Source organism: Leifsonia sp. YAF41 (genome assembly GCF_052113185.1).
In the GTDB taxonomy this organism is placed as follows: Bacteria; Actinomycetota; Actinomycetes; order Actinomycetales; family Microbacteriaceae; genus Cryobacterium.
The window spans coordinates 1-16,744 of record NZ_JBFRCS010000002.1 but is presented as its reverse complement, the minus strand read 5'-3'; the positions used below and the strand labels follow the sequence as shown (position 1 = coordinate 16,744).

Sequence of the window (16,744 nt, the reverse complement as noted above, 5' to 3'; positions counted from 1 at the left end):
CGGCCCGCGTCAGAAACGAAGGATAAGAACATGACTGCGGCGGTCGAACTCGGCCTGCTTTACGCAACTATGGCTCTGGGCGTCTACCTGACGTTCAAGATTCTCAACTTTCCCGACCTCACCGTTGACGGAAGTTTCACGACTGGTGCGGCCGTCGCAGCCAAACTCATCATTGACGGCATCTCCCCGATCTGGGCCACCCTCGCGGGTGCCGCAGCGGGTGCTGCTGCGGGGGCGGTCACCGGTCTCCTCTTCACCAAGGGCAAGATCGACGGCCTGCTGGCCGGCATCCTGACGATGATCGCGCTGTACTCGATCAACCTGCGGATCATGGGCAAATCGAATCTTCCGCTGTTGCGTGAAGACACCCTGATGACCCCGCTGCGCGAGGCGAACATGCTCGGCACCGTGTCCGGCATCCTGATCTTCGCCGGCATCGCCGTGGCGATCAAACTGCTGATCGACTGGTTTCTGCACACCGACCTCGGTCTCTCGATTCAGGCCACCGGCAACAACGAGCAGATGATCCGCAGTTTCGGTGTGAACACCGACCGCACCACGATCCTCACGCTCTGCATCTCGAACGCGCTGGTCGCGCTCTGCGGCGCCCTCGTCGCCCAGTACCAGGGCTTCGCGGATGTCGGCATGGGCATCGGCCTCATCCTGATCGGTCTGGCGTCGGTCATCGTCGGCCAGGCCGTGTTCGGCAGCCGCACGATCTTCATCTCGACGATCGCCGTCATCCTCGGCGCCGTCATCTACCGCCTGGTGATCTTCTTCGCGCTGAGCGTCGGCCTGAACCCGAACGACATGAAGCTCATCTCGGCTGTGCTCGTCATCGCCGCGCTGCTGCTGCCGCGCTGGGGATTCCTGAAGAAGATACCGAGCCTGCGCCAACTGCGAACGACCGCAGCCGTGCGGGCGAGTTAGGGGAACGTCATGCTGAAGATCGAACACATCACCAAGACCTTCTTCCCCGGCACCGTCAACGAGCGCATCGCGCTGAACGACGTCTCCCTGCACCTGGCGCCCGGCGACTTCGTCACGGTGATCGGCAGCAACGGAGCCGGCAAGTCGACGCTGCTGAACGCCATTGCCGGCAAGCTCACCCCCGAGACCGGCGACATCTCGATTGACGGCAAGTACGTCAACAAGCTGCGTGACTTCGCTCGGGCCGCCTACATCGGACGCGTCTTCCAAGACCCGATGGCCGGCACCTCGCCCGATCTCACGATCGAGCAGAACCTGGCCATCGCCTGGCGTCGTGGCCGCCCCCGCGGCCTCGCCCAGGCCGTGACAAAGAAGAAGCGCGAGCACTTTGCGACCGAGCTGCTCGCGCTGGAGCTTGGCCTCGAACAACGTCTGAAGGCGAAGGTCGGACTGCTCTCGGGCGGCCAGCGCCAGGCGCTCTCGCTGCTCATGGCGACGTTCACGCAGCCGCGCATCCTGCTGCTCGACGAGCACACGGCGGCTCTCGACCCGCAGCGGGCCGAGCTCGTGACGCGGCTCACGCAGAGCATCGTGGAGAAGGACCGGCTGACCACCCTGATGGTCACGCACAACATGGAGCAGGCGCTGCGGGTGGGCAACCGCCTGATCATGATGCACGACGGTCACATCATCTTCGACGCCGACGAGGCGCTGAAGCGCACCTTGACGGTGAAGGACCTGCTCGCCGAGTTCGAGAAGATCAAGGGCGCGACGCTCGACGACCGCACGCTGTTGGTGTAGCGGACGGGATTTCGACAAGCTCAATCACCGAAAACGGATGCCGACCTGCTGATCGCAGGTCGGCATCCGTTTTTGGTGGAGCTAGCGGTTACGCGCCGCGCAGCCGCTCGGCCAGGAAGGCGTAGAGGTCGGCGAGCGGCACGCGCTCCTGCTTCATGGTGTCGCGGTCTCGCACGGTGACGGCCTGGTCTTCAAGCGAGTCGAAGTCGACGGTGACACAGAACGGGGTGCCGATCTCGTCCTGGCGACGGTAGCGGCGACCGATCGCCCCGGCGTCGTCGAAATCGACGTTCCACGACTCGCGCAGGCTGGCCGCGAGCTCGCGGGCCATCGGCGAGAGGGCCTCGTTGCGGGACAGCGGCAGGATGGCTACCTTGACCGGAGCCAGGCGCGGGTCGAGGCGCAGCACGGTGCGCTTGTCGACGCCGCCCTTCGCGTTCGGCACTTCTTCTTCGTCGTAAGCGTCTACGAGGAAGGCCATCAGCGAGCGGGTGAGGCCGGCTGCGGGCTCGATCACGTAGGGAATCCAGCGCTCGTTCTTCGTCTGGTCGAAGTAGGAGAGGTCTTTTCCGGATGCCTCGGAGTGCGTCTTGAGGTCGAAGTCGGTGCGGTTCGCCACGCCTTCGAGCTCGCCGAACTCGCTGCCCGGGAAGCCGAAGCGGTATTCGATGTCGACGGTGCGCTTGGAGTAGTGCGAGAGCTTCTCGGCCGGGTGGTCGTAGAAGCGCAGGTTCTCGGGGTTGATGCCAAGGCTGGTGTACCAGCCCATGCGCTGCTCGAGCCAGTACTCGTGCCAGGTCTCGTCGGTGCCGGGCTCGACAAAGAATTCCATCTCCATCTGCTCGAACTCGCGGGTGCGGAAGATGAAGTTCCCGGGGGTGATCTCGTTGCGGAAGCTCTTGCCGATCTGGCCGATTCCGAACGGCGGCTTCTGGCGCGAGGCCTGCAGCACGTTGGCGAAGTTCACGAAGATGCCCTGGGCGGTTTCGGGGCGCAGGTAGTGCATGCCGGCTTCGTCATCGACCGGGCCGAGGAAGGTCTTGAGCAGGCCGGAGAAGGCGCGCGGCTCGGTCCAGATGTGACGGTTTCCGCAGTTCGGGCAAGGCAGGTCGTCGAGGCCGTTCTCGGGCGTGCGGCCCTTCTTCTCTTCGAACTCTTCGATCAGGTGGTCTGCACGAAAACGCTTGTGGCAGCTGGTGCACTCGACGAGCGGGTCGCTGAAGACCTCGACGTGGCCGGATGCCTCCCAGACCTTGCGCGGCAGAATGACCGAGGAATCCAGTCCGACGACGTCGTCGCGCGAGGTGACCATGAAGCGCCACCACTGCTTCTTGATGTTCTCTTTGAGCTCGACGCCGAGGGGTCCGTAGTCCCACGCTGAACGCGAGCCCCCATAGATTTCACCAGCCTGGAAGACAAACCCGCGGTGGCGGGCGAGGGCAATGACGGAATCGAGACGGGAGGGTGCGGCCACGGTGGCTCCAATGGTCGAGAGGTGGCTAAAGCCAGAAACAGGGATCAGGCCAGTTTAGCGATCCGCCTGAGTGCCCGCTGGTCAGCGCCCGCGGGCTGGCGAGCTCGGCGGCGCCGGTGAATCCGCTTGAATGGTGGAATGACTTCAACGCCCAGCCCCGCTACTCCACGGACCGGCGGTTCGCTGCCCGACATCCTGGTCGCGGCGATCGCGCTCATCCGTGACCGCCGAGTGCTGATGGTGACCGCGCGCGGACGCGACGTGATCTACATGCCGGGCGGCAAGATCGACGCCGGCGAGAGCGCGGCGGAGGGAGCGGCGCGCGAGGCGTGGGAGGAGGTCGAACTCCAGCTCGATCCCGCTGCCTTGACCGAGATGTTCACCGTGGTGATTCAGGCGCACGGCGAACCCGACGGGCGTTTGGTGCGCATGCAGGTTTTTGCCGCAGAGACGGATGCCGAGCCGCGGCCGTCGGCGGAGGTCAGCGCCCTGCACTGGGCGAGTACGGCCGACCTGTTCCGCTGCCCACCGGCCGGTGGCGAGGTGTTGCGCTTGCTCGCGGAGCAGAACCTGATCGACTAATCCGTTGGTCGAGCCTGTCGAGACCCGGTGACCGGCTTGAGAGACCAGGTCACGTGATTTCGACAGGCTCAATCACCGATCGGTCAGTGCACGTACTCCAGCAGATCGAGCCCGACCTGCCGCATCCCGTCGAGCACGGCCAGCCGGGAGATCACGCCCGTGTCGGCGTACGTCAGTGAGACCGCATAGGTCACGCCCGCCCGCGGCCCGCGCAGGATGCCGATCTCGCTGCGCACCCCGGCATCCGCGCCGGTCTTGTTGACCAGCAGAAGCCCGTGGTCGCCGGTGCGGTGAGCGTGCGGATCGAGGCCGAACGCACTCGCCACCATCGACAGGTCGGAGTTCAGCGAGAGCCAGCCGAGCACCCGTTCGCTCGCCTCGGCGTCGACGACTTCGCCGCGCGCGAGGGCGGTGAGCAACCAGGTGAGTTCTCTCGCGCATCCGACCGAGAGGTGCGGGGCGTCGTCGGGTCCGCGTTTGTCGCGCACAAGATCGAGCAGGGCCGAGCGGGTCAGACCGAGCGACTCGGCGCGATCGCGCACGGCTTCAAGGCCGACCGCGCGAATCAGAACATTAGTCGCCAGGTTGTCATTGGATGCCCCGACCAGGGCGGCGAGATCGGCGACCGGTAGCGACGGTGCCTGCAGGTGCTGCCAGACCCCCGAGCCACCGACCGAGTCGGCCGCGGTGCGGTCGAGCAGTGTGTACATTCCGAAGTCGGCGTCGCGCAGCTTCGCGGCGACCTCGACGAGCAGCAGAATGGTGCCGATTCCGGCGCTCGGCATGACGACGTGGTCGTCGATCGAGAACAGTTCGCGCCCCGACACCAGGTCGGTCGCCCGCGCAGACACCTGCACGCCGTTCAGAGCCAGCTCGCCGAGCGCCTGGAATCCGCGCGCAAAATTATCGTGGGCATCCGCGCCCTGGTGCTTGCCCCGGCGCTCGTCCGCGTGCCGAGAGCGGCGTGCAGATTCTTGGGCTGGCGTGGCCATGTCGGCGGTCCTTTTGTCGTTCGGGCGGCAAGTCCCCCGCGAACACACTAACTCACGCCCCCGACACACGGAATGGGTGGGTGGGCGGGGGCGTGAGCGCGCGAGCTACCAGATGGTGACGCGCTCGGCCGGATCGAGCCAGAGCTCGTCCTGCTCGACGACTCCGAACGCCGCGTAGAAGTCGTCGATGTTGCGGACGATCTGGTTGCAACGGAACTCGTTCGGCGAGTGCGGGTCGATGGCGAGCAGGCGCACGGCCTCTTCGTCGCGCATCTTCATCTGCCAGGCCTGCGCCCAGGAGAGGAAAAAGCGCTCGGCGCCGGTGAAGCCGTCGATCACCGGAGGCTCCTCGCCTCCGAGCGAGAGCAGGTAGGCCTTCCACGCGATCGAGAGACCGCCGAGGTCGCCGATGTTCTCGCCAATGGTGAGAGCGCCGTTGACGTGGTTGCCCGGAACCTGCTTCGGCTCAAGCGCGTCGAACTGCGCGATCAGGGAGGCGGTGCGCTCCTCGAATGCGGCCCGGTCGGCTTCGGTCCACCAGTCGGTGAGGCGTCCGTCGCCGTCATACTTCGAGCCTTGGTCGTCGAAGCCGTGCCCGATCTCGTGCCCGATCACTGCGCCGATCGCGCCGTAGTTGGCCGCGGCATCCCGAGCCTCGTCGAAGAACGGCGCCTGCAGGATCGCGGCGGGAAAGACGATCTCGTTGAAGCCGGGGTTGTAATAGGCGTTGATCGTCTGCGGGGTCATGAACCACTCGTCGCGGTCGAGCGGCTTGCCGATCTTGCCGAGTTCGCGCTGGAACTCGAACTCGCTCGCCGCACGCACATTTGCGATGAGATTGTCGGCGTCGATCGACAGCGTCGAGTAGTCGCGCCACTTCACCGGGAAACCGATCTTCGGCGTGAACTTGTCGAGCTTGTCGAGTGCGCGCTCGCGCGTTTCTGCGGTCATCCAATCGAGCGTGGTGATGCTCTCGCGGTAGGCCTCGACGAGGTAGTCGACCAGCACATCCATGCTGGCCTTGGCACTGGACTTGAAGTGCCGGTCGACGTAGATGCGGCCGACGGCCTCGCCGAGTGCGCCCTCGACGAGCGAGACGCCGCGCTTCCACCGGTCACGGATCTGCGGGGTGCCGGTGAGGGTGCGGCCGTAGAAGTCGAAGTTCGTCTCGACGAAGTCGCTCGACAGGTAGGCGGCCGACGAGCGGATGACTTGCCAGCGCAGCCAGTCCTGCCAGGATTCCAGGCGGGGCTCGGTCAGCAACTCGGCCAATCCGGCGACGAAGCTCGGCTCGCGCACGACGACCTCGGTGAAGGACCCGGTGGGGGCGTCGAGGCCGGTGAGCCAGAGGTCGAGGTCGGCGCCGGCGGCGAGTGCCGACACCTGGTCCCAGTCGCGCAGGTTGTAGGTCTTCTCGCTGTCGCGGGTGGTCACGTTGTCCCAGTGGTGCCCGGCAAGCGCGGTCTCGAGATCGAAAACGCGCTGAGCGCGTTCCGCGGCGTCGGCGACCCCCGCGAGGGTGAACATCCGCTCGATGAATGTCAGGTAGGCCGTGCGTACTTCGGCGAATTTCTCGTCGCGGAAGTAGGACTCGTCGGGTAGGCCGAGGCCGCCCTGCTCGACGAAGACGAGGTAGCGCTCCGGGTTGCCCGGGTCGTTGTCGACGTAGAGCTGGAAGGCACCGGGCACGCCGGCCCGTTCGAGCTGGCCGAGAGTGCTGACGAAGCTGGGGATCGACGTGATCGTGTCGACGGTCGCGAGGTCGGCTGCGAGCGGCGTGGCACCGAGTGCTTCGATGCGGGCTTCGTCGATGAAGCTGGCATAGAGGTCGCCGAATTTGCGCTCTTCGGTGCCCGGTTCGGCGTTCTGTGCCTCGAGGATGATCTCCTGCACCGCCTTCTCGGCGCCCTCGGCCAGCAGGTAGAACGACCCCCACCTCGCCTTGTCGGACGGGATCTCGGTGCGGGCGATCCATTTGCCGTTGACGTGCCTGAAGAGGTCGTCTTGCGGGCGAACCGCCGGGTCGAGTTCTGCTCTGTCGATACCGGATGCGAGGGGAGCGTCAGTCATGCCTCCACCCTATTCGGCGCACGACCATTTTCGGTGGTTGAGGAGCGAGCGACTCCGTCGGGCGCTCCTCAACCACCGGCTCAGCGCAGTTGCGCGAATTCCTCGGCCCGGGCCGTCGGGCCCGCCACCAGGATGGTGTCGCCGAGGTGCAGCACCGTGTCGGTGTCGGCGTTCACCCATTCGGCGTCGCCGCGTTTGAACGCGGTGATCGTCACGCCGTACTGCGCCCGCACGCCGGTGTCGCCCAGGCGCTTGCCGAGCACCGCCGAGTTCGGCTCCATTTTGACCATGGCGTAATTCGCATCGATTTCGACGTAGTCCTGGGCGGCGCCGCGCACGAGGTGAGCCACCCGCCGACCCATATCCTTCTCGGGGTAGATCACATGCTTCACACCGAGCTGCTCAAGAATCTGACCGTGCGGATCGCTCACCGCCTTGGCCCAGATCACCGGGATGCCGAACCGGATGAGCAGGGAGGTGGTCAGGATGCTGGCCTGAATGTCGCTGCCGATCGAGACGACCACGCGGTCGAACTCGTGCACGGCCAGCTGGCGCAACACCTCTTCGCGCGTCGAATCGGCCCGCACCACCTGGGTGAGCTTGCCGTTCAGGCCTTGCACGATCTCTTCGTCGGCATCGATGCCGAGGACCTCGGTGCCCGACGCCATGAGCTCGAGGGCAAGCGAGGCTCCGAATCGGCCGAGCCCGATCACGGCGACCGAGTCGGCCTCGGCAATGCGACTCGACCGTTCCTCATTGAAAAAACCAAACTTAACCAATGACCGGCCTTTCCTTGGGGTATTCGTAGAGCAGCGGGCGCTGTTTGAGCGCGATGGCGGTGCCGAGCGTGAGCGGACCGAGGCGTCCGATGAACATCAGCAGCACGAGCACGACCTGCGCCGCCGCCGGCAGGGTGGGGGTGATGCCGGTCGACAGCCCGACGGTGCCGAAGGCGCTGACCACCTCGAACAGGATCTTGTCGAGATCGAGATCGGTCATCAGCATCAACACGACGGTGGCCGCCATGACGAGGGCGACCGCCAGAAGCACGATCGTGATGGCCTGTCGGTGCACGGCGCGCGACAGCCGCTTGCCGAAGATGTTCACCGCCGACTGCCCGCGCAGCTCGGTGACCATGATGAAGAACAACACGGCGAACGTTGTCACCTTGATACCGCCCGCGGTTCCGGCCGGGCCGCCACCGATGAACATGAGAACGTCCATGCCGAGCCAGCTGGCCGAGTGCATCTGGCCGATGTCAATGCTGTTGAAGCCCGCCGTACGGGTCTGCACCGATTGGAAGAAGGCGGCAAGCACCTTGCCACCGGCATCCATCGGTCCGAGCGTTCCGGGGTTGGTCCACTCGATCACGAGGATGTACACGGTGCCGCCGGCGAGCAGCAGACCGGTGCCGACGAGCATGATCTTGGTGTTCATCGACCAGTGCAGCGGCTTCCTGAATTCCTTGCGCAGCTGCATGATCACCGGAAATCCGATGCCGCCGAGGATGATCGCCCCGGCAATCGGCAGGGAGATGAACGGGTCGGTGGCGAATCCCATCAGATTGTCGCTGAACAGGGCGAAGCCGGCGTTGTTGAACGCCGACACCGAGTGGAAGAGCCCGAGCCAGACGGCGTAGCCGAAGTCTTCGCCGTAACCGAGCCAGAACCGTGGGGTGAGCAGCAGAAAGACCACGAGCTCGATCGTGAAGGTGATGCGCAGGATGCCGCGCACGAGCCCGCGCACATCGTCGAGTCCCACACTCTTGGCTTCGGCCGCCGCAGTGATCCGACCGCGGATCGAGAGTTTGCGCGCGAGCACGAGACCGATCAACGACGCGAAGATCATGATGCCGAGTCCGCCGACCTGGATGAGCAACAGAATGACGACATGACCGAACGGCGTCCAGTAGGTGAGTGTGTCGACCACGGCGAGTCCGGTCACGCAGACGGCCGAGGTAGCGGTGAACAGTGCCTCGATGAAGCTGGCGCCGCCCGGACCGGTCGTTGAGATCGGCAACAGGAGCAGCACTGTTCCGATCAGGACGGCGAGGGCGAAACCGCCGACGACGGCCTGGGCCGGATGCGGGCGCCAGCCAGCCAGCCAGTTCGGCACCCCGCCGGGGCGGCGGCGTGACCGAATCCGGGTGCTGTCGCGTGTTCCGCGGGCACCGGCGTCTTTTATCACGCCGATCACTCTAGTGACCGCCACTGGGTTTCCCTGTGGGCTGTGCTTGGATGGACACACAATGAACACCGTTCTGAACGTCATCTGGTTGGTGCTCTCGGGCTTCTGGCTCTTTCTCAGCTACATGCTCGCGGGAATCATCTGCTGCATCCTGATCATCACGATTCCGTTCGGGATCGCGTCGTTCCGCATCGGCTTCTATGCCCTCTGGCCGTTCGGGCGTCGTGTGGTCAGCCGCCCCGATGCCGGGGTCTTCTCGTTTCTCGGCAACGTGATCTGGGTGATCGTGGCCGGCATCTGGATCGCGATCGAGCACATCCTGAGCGGCATCGCGCTCTGCATCACGATCATTGGGATTCCGCTCGGCATCGCCAACTTCAAGATGGTGCCGATCGCGCTGATGCCCCTCGGCAAGGAGATCGTCGACGTCAACGACCCGCGCGCGGTGATGGTCTAGCGCGCTCGGTGTCAGCACATGACGCAACGATTGCGCAGCTGTCACCGCAAGACGCACAGAATGTGCGTCATCTGCTGACACTTGCGTCTTCTGCTGCACGTCGCTGCAGCACATCCAGCGGCTCGTAGGATCGAAGCATCAAACTTCTCCGCCGCGCCCCCATGGATCGTGAGATCCTGCGCCTTGCCGTCCCCGCGCTCGGCGCCTTGATCGCCGAGCCCCTCTTCTTGCTCGCCGACTCGGCGATGGTCGGCCACCTGGGTGAGACACCGCTCGCCGGCCTCGGCCTGGCCAGCGCGGTGTTGCAGACGATCATCGGACTGATGGTCTTTCTCGCGTACACGACAACACCGGCCGTGGCTCGCTGGCTCGGCGCGGGCAATCGGCGCCGAGCCGTCTCGGTCGGCATCGACGGGCTCTGGCTCGCCCTCGGCCTCGGCGTGCTGCTCGGCGTCGTCGGCTGGTTCACGACTCCCCTGCTGGTCGGCGCATTCGGCGCGAGTGAGGCAGTCACCGCGGATGCCGCCAGCTACCTGTCGATCTCGATGTTCGGCATCCCGGCCATGCTGCTGGTGTTCGCGGCGACCGGTCTGCTGCGCGGCCTGCAAGACACGCGCACGCCGCTCTATGTAGCCGGTTTCGGTTTCGCGGCGAACATCGTGCTCAACTTTCTGTTCATCTATGTCCTCGGGCTCGGCATCGCCGGCTCGGCGCTCGGCACCGTTGTCGCGCAGTGGGCAATGGTGCTCGTCTATCTCGCCGTCGTCGTGAAGCACGCCCGGCGCGACGGCGCGAGCCTGCGTCCGCATCGCGCCGGAATGCTGCTCGGCGCCGCGTCGGGCGGCTGGCTGTTCCTGCGTACGGTGAGCCTTCGCGCGGCGATGCTGCTCGCCGTGTTCACGGCGACCGGTCTCGGCTCGGCCGATCTGGCCGCCTTTCAGATCGCGATGACGCTCTTCGCCACCCTCGCGTTCGCCCTCGACGCGCTGGCAATCGCGGCCCAGGCGCTCGTCGGGCGCGACCTCGGCGCCGGCGATGTGCACAGCGTGCGTGCGGTGCTGCGCCGCTGCCTCGAATGGGGAATCGCGGGCGGCGCGGTGCTCGGCCTGGTGGTGATCGCCGTGAGCGGCATCCTCGGCTCTCTGTTCACGAGTTCGGCGGAGGTTGCGGCACTACTCCCGCCGACCCTGATCGTGTTGGGACTCTCTGTGCCCCTCTGCGGGCTCGTGTTCGTGCTCGACGGCGTGCTGATCGGGGCCGGCGACGCCCGGTATCTCGCGCTCACCGGCATCCTGAACTTCGCCGCCTTCGTGCCCCTTGCGCTACTGGTGCGAGCCTGGGCACCGCCCGGGGCGCTCGGCCTCGCGCTGCTGATGGCAGCGTTCGTGTTCGGCTACCTCGGCGCCCGCGCACTCACACTCGGTCTGCGGGCTCACGGGTCGCGCTGGATGGTCGTCGGCGCGCGACGCTGACTCCGCGCGCGCATCACTGCGCGAATCGCGACGGACTCAATGATGATAGACATGAATGCAGACGGCACGTCCGGGCACTGATCATCAACCGATTTTCATCCGCGTGTGTCCGACGGAGGTGAGTCGTTCGCCCCCGGAGAGGACATCTTGGGATTCGGAACAGCTGTCGCGCTCCGTTCAATCGGAGCGACCGCGGCCTTCGCGGCGACGGTCTGAATGTCGTGACGATCTCTGGAATGCCGCCTGAGAACTCGCCGACGACCGGCGATCTCCTCGATGGCCGCTACCTCCTCGACTCCCGCATCGGAGAAGGGGGGATGGGCGTCGTCTACCGTGCCCGCGACGAGACCCTGGGCCGTACGGTCGCGGTGAAGATCTTCCGCGAATCCGCCATGGATGCCGCACGGACCACGTCGGAGACCCGACTTCTTGCTGCACTGAACCATCCGTCGTTGGTGACTCTCTTCGAAGCGCAGACGGGGGCGGGGCGGGCGAACTATCTCGTGATGGAGTATGTCGAAGGTCCCACGCTCCGCGAGCGGATCTCGGACGGGCCGCTGGCACCCAAGGACGTCGCGGCGATGGCACGAGATCTCGCGGAGGCGCTGCATGTCGTGCACGATGCCGGCGTCGTGCACCGCGACATCAAACCCTCCAACGTGCTGCTTCGCCGCTCACCCGTTCCCGGAGAGGTATACCGGGCGAAGCTCGCTGACTTCGGGATCGCCTACCTGATCGACTCCACGCGCCTGACAACCCCGGGAACCCTTGTCGGGACCGCGGCGTACCTGAGCCCGGAGCAGGTGCAGGGTGAGGAGCCGGCGCCCGCCTCAGATATCTATGCCCTCGGGCTGGTTCTGGTCGAAGCGCTCACCGGCACACGCGCGTTTCCGCAGACGGGCATCCACGAGGCCGCTCTCGCCCGGCTGAGCCGCGACCCGGACATCCCCGGCACCCTCGGGTATGCGTGGAAAACACTGTTGACCGCGACAACCTCCAGGGACCCCGCACAACGACCCACCGCTCTTGAGGTCGTCGTCGCCGCCACACGGCTGAACGACCCGACGCCACATGACTCTCCCGAGATGACCAGCACGCCGCCCGCCACAGCGGGCATCACGGTTCCCATTTCAGCCGAGGCGGCGCCCACCCGCACGTTAAAGATGCCAGAGAGTGACCTGACCCAGCCGACGATCCGGTTCGAGAAACCAGCCGACGACTCGGCCCCCGCTGCTCCCGATGGCTCCAGACCGCGCTCACGGATACGCCGGTGGCAGGTGATCGCCGCGGTCGTCGCTCTCGTCGTGGTCGCCGTCGTCGTCGGGCTGCTGATCTCGTCGTTCGGAGAGTCAACACCCGCTGGTGCTCCCGCCTTGCCAACGCTGGAAGGCCCCGTCTACACCCACATGCAGGACCTGATGGAAGAAGTCACCCCATGACGCGCGCACGATTCGCCGCGACGGCGACGGCGACGGCGCTTGCGCTCGGTCTCGGTCTCGGTCTCGGAGGATGCACCGGGAGCCCGCCGGAGATCACTTCCGGCACCAGCGTACTCATGCAGTCGACCGTCGTGGCCGCAGCGAATCAGGCGGCAGCCAGCGACCCCACCGGCGCACTCGCCACCCTCGACTCCCTGCAGAGCCAACTGGATCAAGCAACCGCCACGGGCGACATCTCCACCGAACGAGCCGCCGCCATCCAGCAGGCGGTCGACCAGGTGCGCGCCGACCTGAACGAACTCACCACGCCCGAGACCGCCGTGCCAGCGACCACTGCGCCCGAACCGGAACCCGCGACTCGCGAAGACAAGGGAAACAAAGGGAACAAAGGCGACAAGGACAGCAAAGGCAACGGCAAGAACAAATAGCGTCCACCCTCTGGTGGCGGTGCCGGTCTGGAGAGTCCGCGCTTACCGCAGATGCACCGTGTAACGCAGCTGCGTCGTTCTCGGCGAGGGCTCTGCGCGAACCAAGTCAAGAGCCACTCGGCCCGCGTCCACACCTCGAACAAGCGGATTCCAGAGCCGAACAGCACGGGCGACAGCGCGATATGGAACTCGTCGATCAAGCCGGCATTGAGATACTCCACAATCGTCTCTCCGCCGCCCGCGATGCGGACGTCTTGCTCTCCGGCGACCTCGCGGGCGCGGTCGAGCGCTGCTCTCCGCCGCACGGCGCGACACCATCGATGAGTTGATCGACGTGACTGCCTCAATCCCCCGCGGGCGGCGGCGCCGTGGTGTTACCGGCATGGAAGACACTGCTGAAGCAGGTGTCCTGCGGATGCCCGCCGGCCAACATCTGCACGAGAGCCTCACCGGCGGCACGCCCCTTGGCCGCCGAGGGCTGCACGAGCGTCGTCAGATCGTAGGGCGCGAGGCCATCGACCCGCACGCCGTCGAAGCCGAGCACGCTGACATCCTGAGGAACACGCAGTCCGAGCTCTTCGGCCGCCCGGATCACACCGGCGGCCAGCAGATCGCTCTGCGCGATCACGGCGGTCGGGCGGGTGTGCCGGTCGCCGAGCAGCGCCAGCCCGGCGAGCCGGCCTTCTTCGACATCGCTCGCCGCGGCGGTCACTCCGCCGATTCCTGGGAACACGGCCCTGGCGCCTGCGATGCGCTCGCTCGTCGTCGCCGACGTGCTCGCGGCCTCGCGCTCCGGTGTCAATGGACCGCGGCTGCGATCGGGGTCGAGTGGCAGGGTCACCAGCGAGACTGCGCGGTGACCGAGTGCGAAGAGATGTTCGGCCCCGCGACGGGTGGCATCCTCGTTGTCGATTGAAATCAGGATCACGTCGTCACCGGCATCGCCCTCAATGGCCACCATCGGGATTCCGCGTTGGCGCAACACGTCGACCGTGTGCGCGAGCCGCGGGCTGCAGCCGATCAGCGCCACGGCGTCGACCGGCGCACTTCCGACGCTGACGGCGCCGTCGCCCGTGTCGGTCAGCAGCAGGAGGCCGGCGCCGAGCGGTGCGATTCCCTCGGAGAGGCCGTCGAGCATCTGAATCTTCACGGGATCGAGAAACGCGGCGCGCACCCGTTCCTCGAGCACGACCCCGACGATTCCGGAGCGGCCGCGGCGCAGTGACTGGGCACGCGGGTCAGGACCGGCATAGTCCAGCTCGGCGGCGGCGGCCAGCACGCGGGCCTTGGTCGCGTCGGACACCGGGCCGGAGCCGCTGAACGCGAGCGATGCCGTCGACGACGACACACCGGCCAGCCGGGCGACGGCGGCCAGAGTGGGCCGGGCGGATGAGTCAGAGGGCATGGGAGTCCTTGCGAGTGGTGCGCGTTTCGCGATAGCTTAGTCGAATCGATTCGATCGAATCGATTCGACAATTCATTCTGTCACGTGCCGGCCACGTGCCGTGAATGGATGCCCACCCCGCGGCCCAGCCGTCGATCGTCTCGCTTCGGTTCGATCACCCGCACGACCCCCGCTCGCTCCACAGCTCAGGAATCTCACCATGTCGCAGTCCACCCCCGCCCCCGGCAAGGCCGCCTCGTCGAGGTCGACCAACGACGGTGCTCCCCGCGATCCGAGCGCAAGCACCCTCGCCTCGACCGACTCCCCAGACTCCCCGGCCGCCGCGGCCCTGTCCCGGCGCGCCCTGCTCCGGTGGCGCAACGCCGTCTTCGTCGTCTTCCTGCTCAGCGGGCTCTGTGTGGCGAGTTGGGTGTCGCGGGTTCCGGCCGTACGTGACGGCCTCGGCCTCAACACCGCCGCAGTCGGCATCCTGATATTCGGCCTGTCCGCCGGCTCGGTCATCGGCCTGATCTGCGCCACCTGGATGCTCGCCCGCTTCGGCGCCCGCCGAGCCATGATCACGAGCTTCGCGATCACCGCGGTCGGCCTCGTCGCCGTCGGATTGGGAGCAGGCCTGGTCGCCTCCTTCCCAATCGCCTTCGTCGGGCTCGCCCTGGTCGGCTTCGGCATGGGCTCGGTCGACGTGATGATGAACGTCGAGGCCGCCTCCGTCGAACGTGAGATCGGCAAGACCCTGATGCCCCTGATGCACGCCTGCTTCAGCCTAGGCACCGTGGTCGGCGCGCTGATCGGCGCCGGCGCATCCGCTCTCGGCGTTGACGTCGCCGGGCACCTGATCGGCATGGCCGTTCTCGTCATGGTGGGGGCGATCGTCTCGGTGCGCTTCATTCCGATGCGGCCAGAACTCGGTGACGTGCCCACGACGACCGGCGCGACGGATGCGACGGACACGACCGTCTCGAAGGCTCCGGCCTGGCGCGAGAGACTCCGCGAAGGCCTGGCGGTCTGGGCCGACATGCGCCTCATCTTGATCGGTGTCGTCATGCTCGGCATGTCCTTTGCCGAGGGGTCGGCCAACGACTGGATCGCCCTGGCCGCCGTCGATGGCCACGATCTGAGCAAGACGAGCGGCGCACTGGTCTTCGGGGTGTTCGCGGTTGCAATGACGACCGGTCGCGTGATTGGCGGCCCCGTGATCGACCGCTTCGGGCGTGTGCTCGTACTGCGCGTCTGCGCCGTGATGGGCGTCGTCGGACTGCTGCTCTTCATCCTCGCCCCGACCGACTGGATGCTCTACGTCGGCACCGTGCTCTGGGGAATCGGCGCCTCGCTCGGCTTCCCGGTCGGCATGTCGGCCGCGGCGGATGACCAGAAGCACGCCGCGGCCCGTGTGAGCGCCGTCGCCATCATCGGCTACACCGCGTTTCTCGTCGGCCCGCCGGTGATCGGACTGCTCGGCGAAGCCGTCGGCATCCTGAACGCCCTCTACCTGATCCTGGTGCTCATGGTGCTCGCCGGCCTGGCCGCGCCGGCCGTGCGCGAGCGGGTGGGTGCGCGCGCCAAGAAGTAACGAGGTCGGCGAGTCCGTGCGGGGCCCGCCCGCGCACGCGATTCCCATCCGAAGCGGTTAAGCTCTTCGGGTGCGTCTCGTAATAGCCCAGTGTTCCGTCGACTACGCCGGGCGTCTCAACGCGCACCTGCCGTTGGCCACCCGCCTGCTCATGCTCAAAGCCGATGGCAGCCTGCTCATCCACTCCGATGGCGGCTCCTACAAGCCCCTCAACTGGATGAGCCCGCCCTGCTCCCTGGCCGAGGTTCAGCCCGAAGATGACCAGACGGATGCCGGCATCACCGCCATCTGGAAGGTCACCCACGCCAAGACCGCCGACGAACTCACGGTGAACCTCTACGAGGTGCTCCACGATTCGGCGCACGAACTCGGCATCGACCCCGGCCTGATCAAGGACGGCGTCGAGTCGCAGCTGCAGAAGCTCCTGGCCGAACACATCCACCTGCTCGGCGAGGGCCACACCCTGGTGCGCCGCGAGTACATGACGGCGATCGGCCCGGTCGACATCCTGGCTCAGGATGCCTCGGGCAAGTCCGTCGCCGTCGAACTCAAGCGGCGCGGCGACATCGACGGCGTCGAGCAGCTCACCCGCTACCTCGAGCTGATGAACCGCGACCCTCACATCGCGCCGGTCACCGGTGTTTTCGCCGCCCAGGAGATCAAGCCGCAGGCCAGGAAGCTGGCCGAGGATCGCGGCATCCGCTGCCTGTTGCTCGACTATGACGCCATGCGCGGCCTGGACGACACGCAAACCCGACTTTTCTAACGACCGGGCGATCGAGCGCCCTCGGTGATCGAGCCTGTCGACGCTTCTATGGGTCGTGTCAAGTGGCGTTCGCGTTGAGTTTCCTGAAGAGTGAGCGTGCGATGTAGCGCTTGAGGCAGCGCAGGATCTTCTCGGGGGTCTTGCCTTCTTGGGTGCGTTTGGCGACGTAGG

The 16,744-nt window shown here is 66.3% G+C and carries 15 protein-coding genes and 1 pseudogene; 9 read left to right on the top strand and 7 right to left on the bottom strand.

Annotation, left to right across the window (positions count from 1 at the left end):
- Positions 1-30: 30 nt before the first annotated feature.
- Entirely contained in the window at positions 31-930 is a 900-nt protein-coding gene (locus AB4Y63_RS01890; protein WP_441789344.1) for an ABC transporter permease, read from the top strand.
- 9 nt (positions 931-939) lie between these two features.
- Positions 940-1,731 (top strand): ABC transporter ATP-binding protein, encoded by a 792-nt coding sequence (locus AB4Y63_RS01885; RefSeq protein ID WP_441789343.1) that lies wholly within the window; start codon positions 940-942, stop codon positions 1,729-1,731.
- A gap of 88 nt (positions 1,732-1,819) precedes the next feature.
- On the opposite strand, the gene AB4Y63_RS01880 is transcribed toward AB4Y63_RS01885, so the two are convergent.
- On the bottom strand, positions 1,820-3,205 hold the full coding sequence (locus tag AB4Y63_RS01880) for a glycine--tRNA ligase (RefSeq protein ID WP_441789342.1): 1,386 nt from the start codon (positions 3,203-3,205) through the stop codon (positions 1,820-1,822).
- A 138-nt stretch (positions 3,206-3,343) separates the two neighbouring features.
- On the opposite strand from AB4Y63_RS01880, the gene AB4Y63_RS01875 reads away from it, so the two are divergent.
- Positions 3,344-3,787, top strand: a complete 444-nt coding sequence (locus tag AB4Y63_RS01875) for an NUDIX hydrolase (RefSeq protein ID WP_441789341.1) — start codon at positions 3,344-3,346, stop codon at positions 3,785-3,787.
- A gap of 83 nt (positions 3,788-3,870) precedes the next feature.
- Here AB4Y63_RS01875 and AB4Y63_RS01870 read toward each other — a convergent pair whose 3' ends face one another.
- From AB4Y63_RS01870 to AB4Y63_RS01855, 4 genes are all read right to left on the bottom strand, one after another.
- Entirely contained in the window at positions 3,871-4,779 is a 909-nt protein-coding gene (locus tag AB4Y63_RS01870; RefSeq protein WP_441789340.1) for a serine hydrolase, read from the bottom strand.
- A 105-nt stretch (positions 4,780-4,884) separates the two neighbouring features.
- Complete coding sequence (locus tag AB4Y63_RS01865; protein ID WP_441789339.1) at positions 4,885-6,849, bottom strand: M13 family metallopeptidase; 1,965 nt, start codon at positions 6,847-6,849, stop codon at positions 4,885-4,887.
- 80 nt (positions 6,850-6,929) lie between these two features.
- Positions 6,930-7,628 carry a potassium channel family protein gene (locus tag AB4Y63_RS01860; RefSeq protein ID WP_441789338.1) on the bottom strand — a complete coding sequence of 233 codons (699 nt, stop codon included), beginning with the start codon at positions 7,626-7,628 and terminating at the stop codon, positions 6,930-6,932.
- Positions 7,621-8,964 (bottom strand): TrkH family potassium uptake protein, encoded by a 1,344-nt coding sequence (locus AB4Y63_RS01855; protein WP_441789633.1) that lies wholly within the window; start codon positions 8,962-8,964, stop codon positions 7,621-7,623. Before AB4Y63_RS01855 ends, AB4Y63_RS01860 begins: the two co-directional genes overlap by 8 nt.
- A gap of 133 nt (positions 8,965-9,097) precedes the next feature.
- On the opposite strand from AB4Y63_RS01855, the gene AB4Y63_RS01850 reads away from it, so the two are divergent.
- From AB4Y63_RS01850 to AB4Y63_RS01835, 4 genes are all read left to right on the top strand, one after another.
- Positions 9,098-9,493: a YccF domain-containing protein gene (locus AB4Y63_RS01850; RefSeq protein ID WP_441789337.1), complete on the top strand. Its 396-nt coding sequence runs from the start codon at positions 9,098-9,100 to the stop codon at positions 9,491-9,493.
- A gap of 161 nt (positions 9,494-9,654) precedes the next feature.
- Entirely contained in the window at positions 9,655-10,965 is a 1,311-nt protein-coding gene (locus AB4Y63_RS01845; RefSeq protein ID WP_441789336.1) for an MATE family efflux transporter, read from the top strand.
- Between the two features lie 236 nt (positions 10,966-11,201).
- A complete protein-coding gene (locus AB4Y63_RS01840) occupies positions 11,202-12,404 on the top strand; it encodes a serine/threonine-protein kinase (protein ID WP_441789335.1) in 1,203 nt (400 codons plus the stop codon).
- Positions 12,401-12,832 (top strand): hypothetical protein, encoded by a 432-nt coding sequence (locus AB4Y63_RS01835; protein WP_441789646.1) that lies wholly within the window; start codon positions 12,401-12,403, stop codon positions 12,830-12,832. The genes AB4Y63_RS01840 and AB4Y63_RS01835 overlap by 4 nt, the downstream gene beginning before the upstream one ends.
- Before the next feature lie 146 nt (positions 12,833-12,978).
- Here the strand turns inward: AB4Y63_RS01835 and AB4Y63_RS01830 are convergent.
- Positions 12,979-13,137 (bottom strand): annotated as a pseudogene (locus AB4Y63_RS01830) (dihydrofolate reductase family protein); the annotation flags it as partial.
- Positions 13,138-13,175: 38 nt separating this feature from the next.
- Entirely contained in the window at positions 13,176-14,237 is a 1,062-nt protein-coding gene (locus AB4Y63_RS01825) for a LacI family DNA-binding transcriptional regulator (protein WP_441789334.1), read from the bottom strand.
- Between the two features lie 199 nt (positions 14,238-14,436).
- Between AB4Y63_RS01825 and AB4Y63_RS01820 the strand changes: the two genes are divergently transcribed.
- Both AB4Y63_RS01820 and nucS read left to right on the top strand, forming a co-directional pair.
- Positions 14,437-15,807 carry an MFS transporter gene (locus AB4Y63_RS01820; protein WP_441789333.1) on the top strand — a complete coding sequence of 457 codons (1,371 nt, stop codon included), beginning with the start codon at positions 14,437-14,439 and terminating at the stop codon, positions 15,805-15,807.
- A gap of 70 nt (positions 15,808-15,877) precedes the next feature.
- A complete protein-coding gene (nucS, locus tag AB4Y63_RS01815; protein ID WP_441789332.1) occupies positions 15,878-16,573 on the top strand; it encodes an endonuclease NucS in 696 nt (231 codons plus the stop codon).
- The last annotated feature ends 171 nt before the right edge of the window (positions 16,574-16,744 follow it).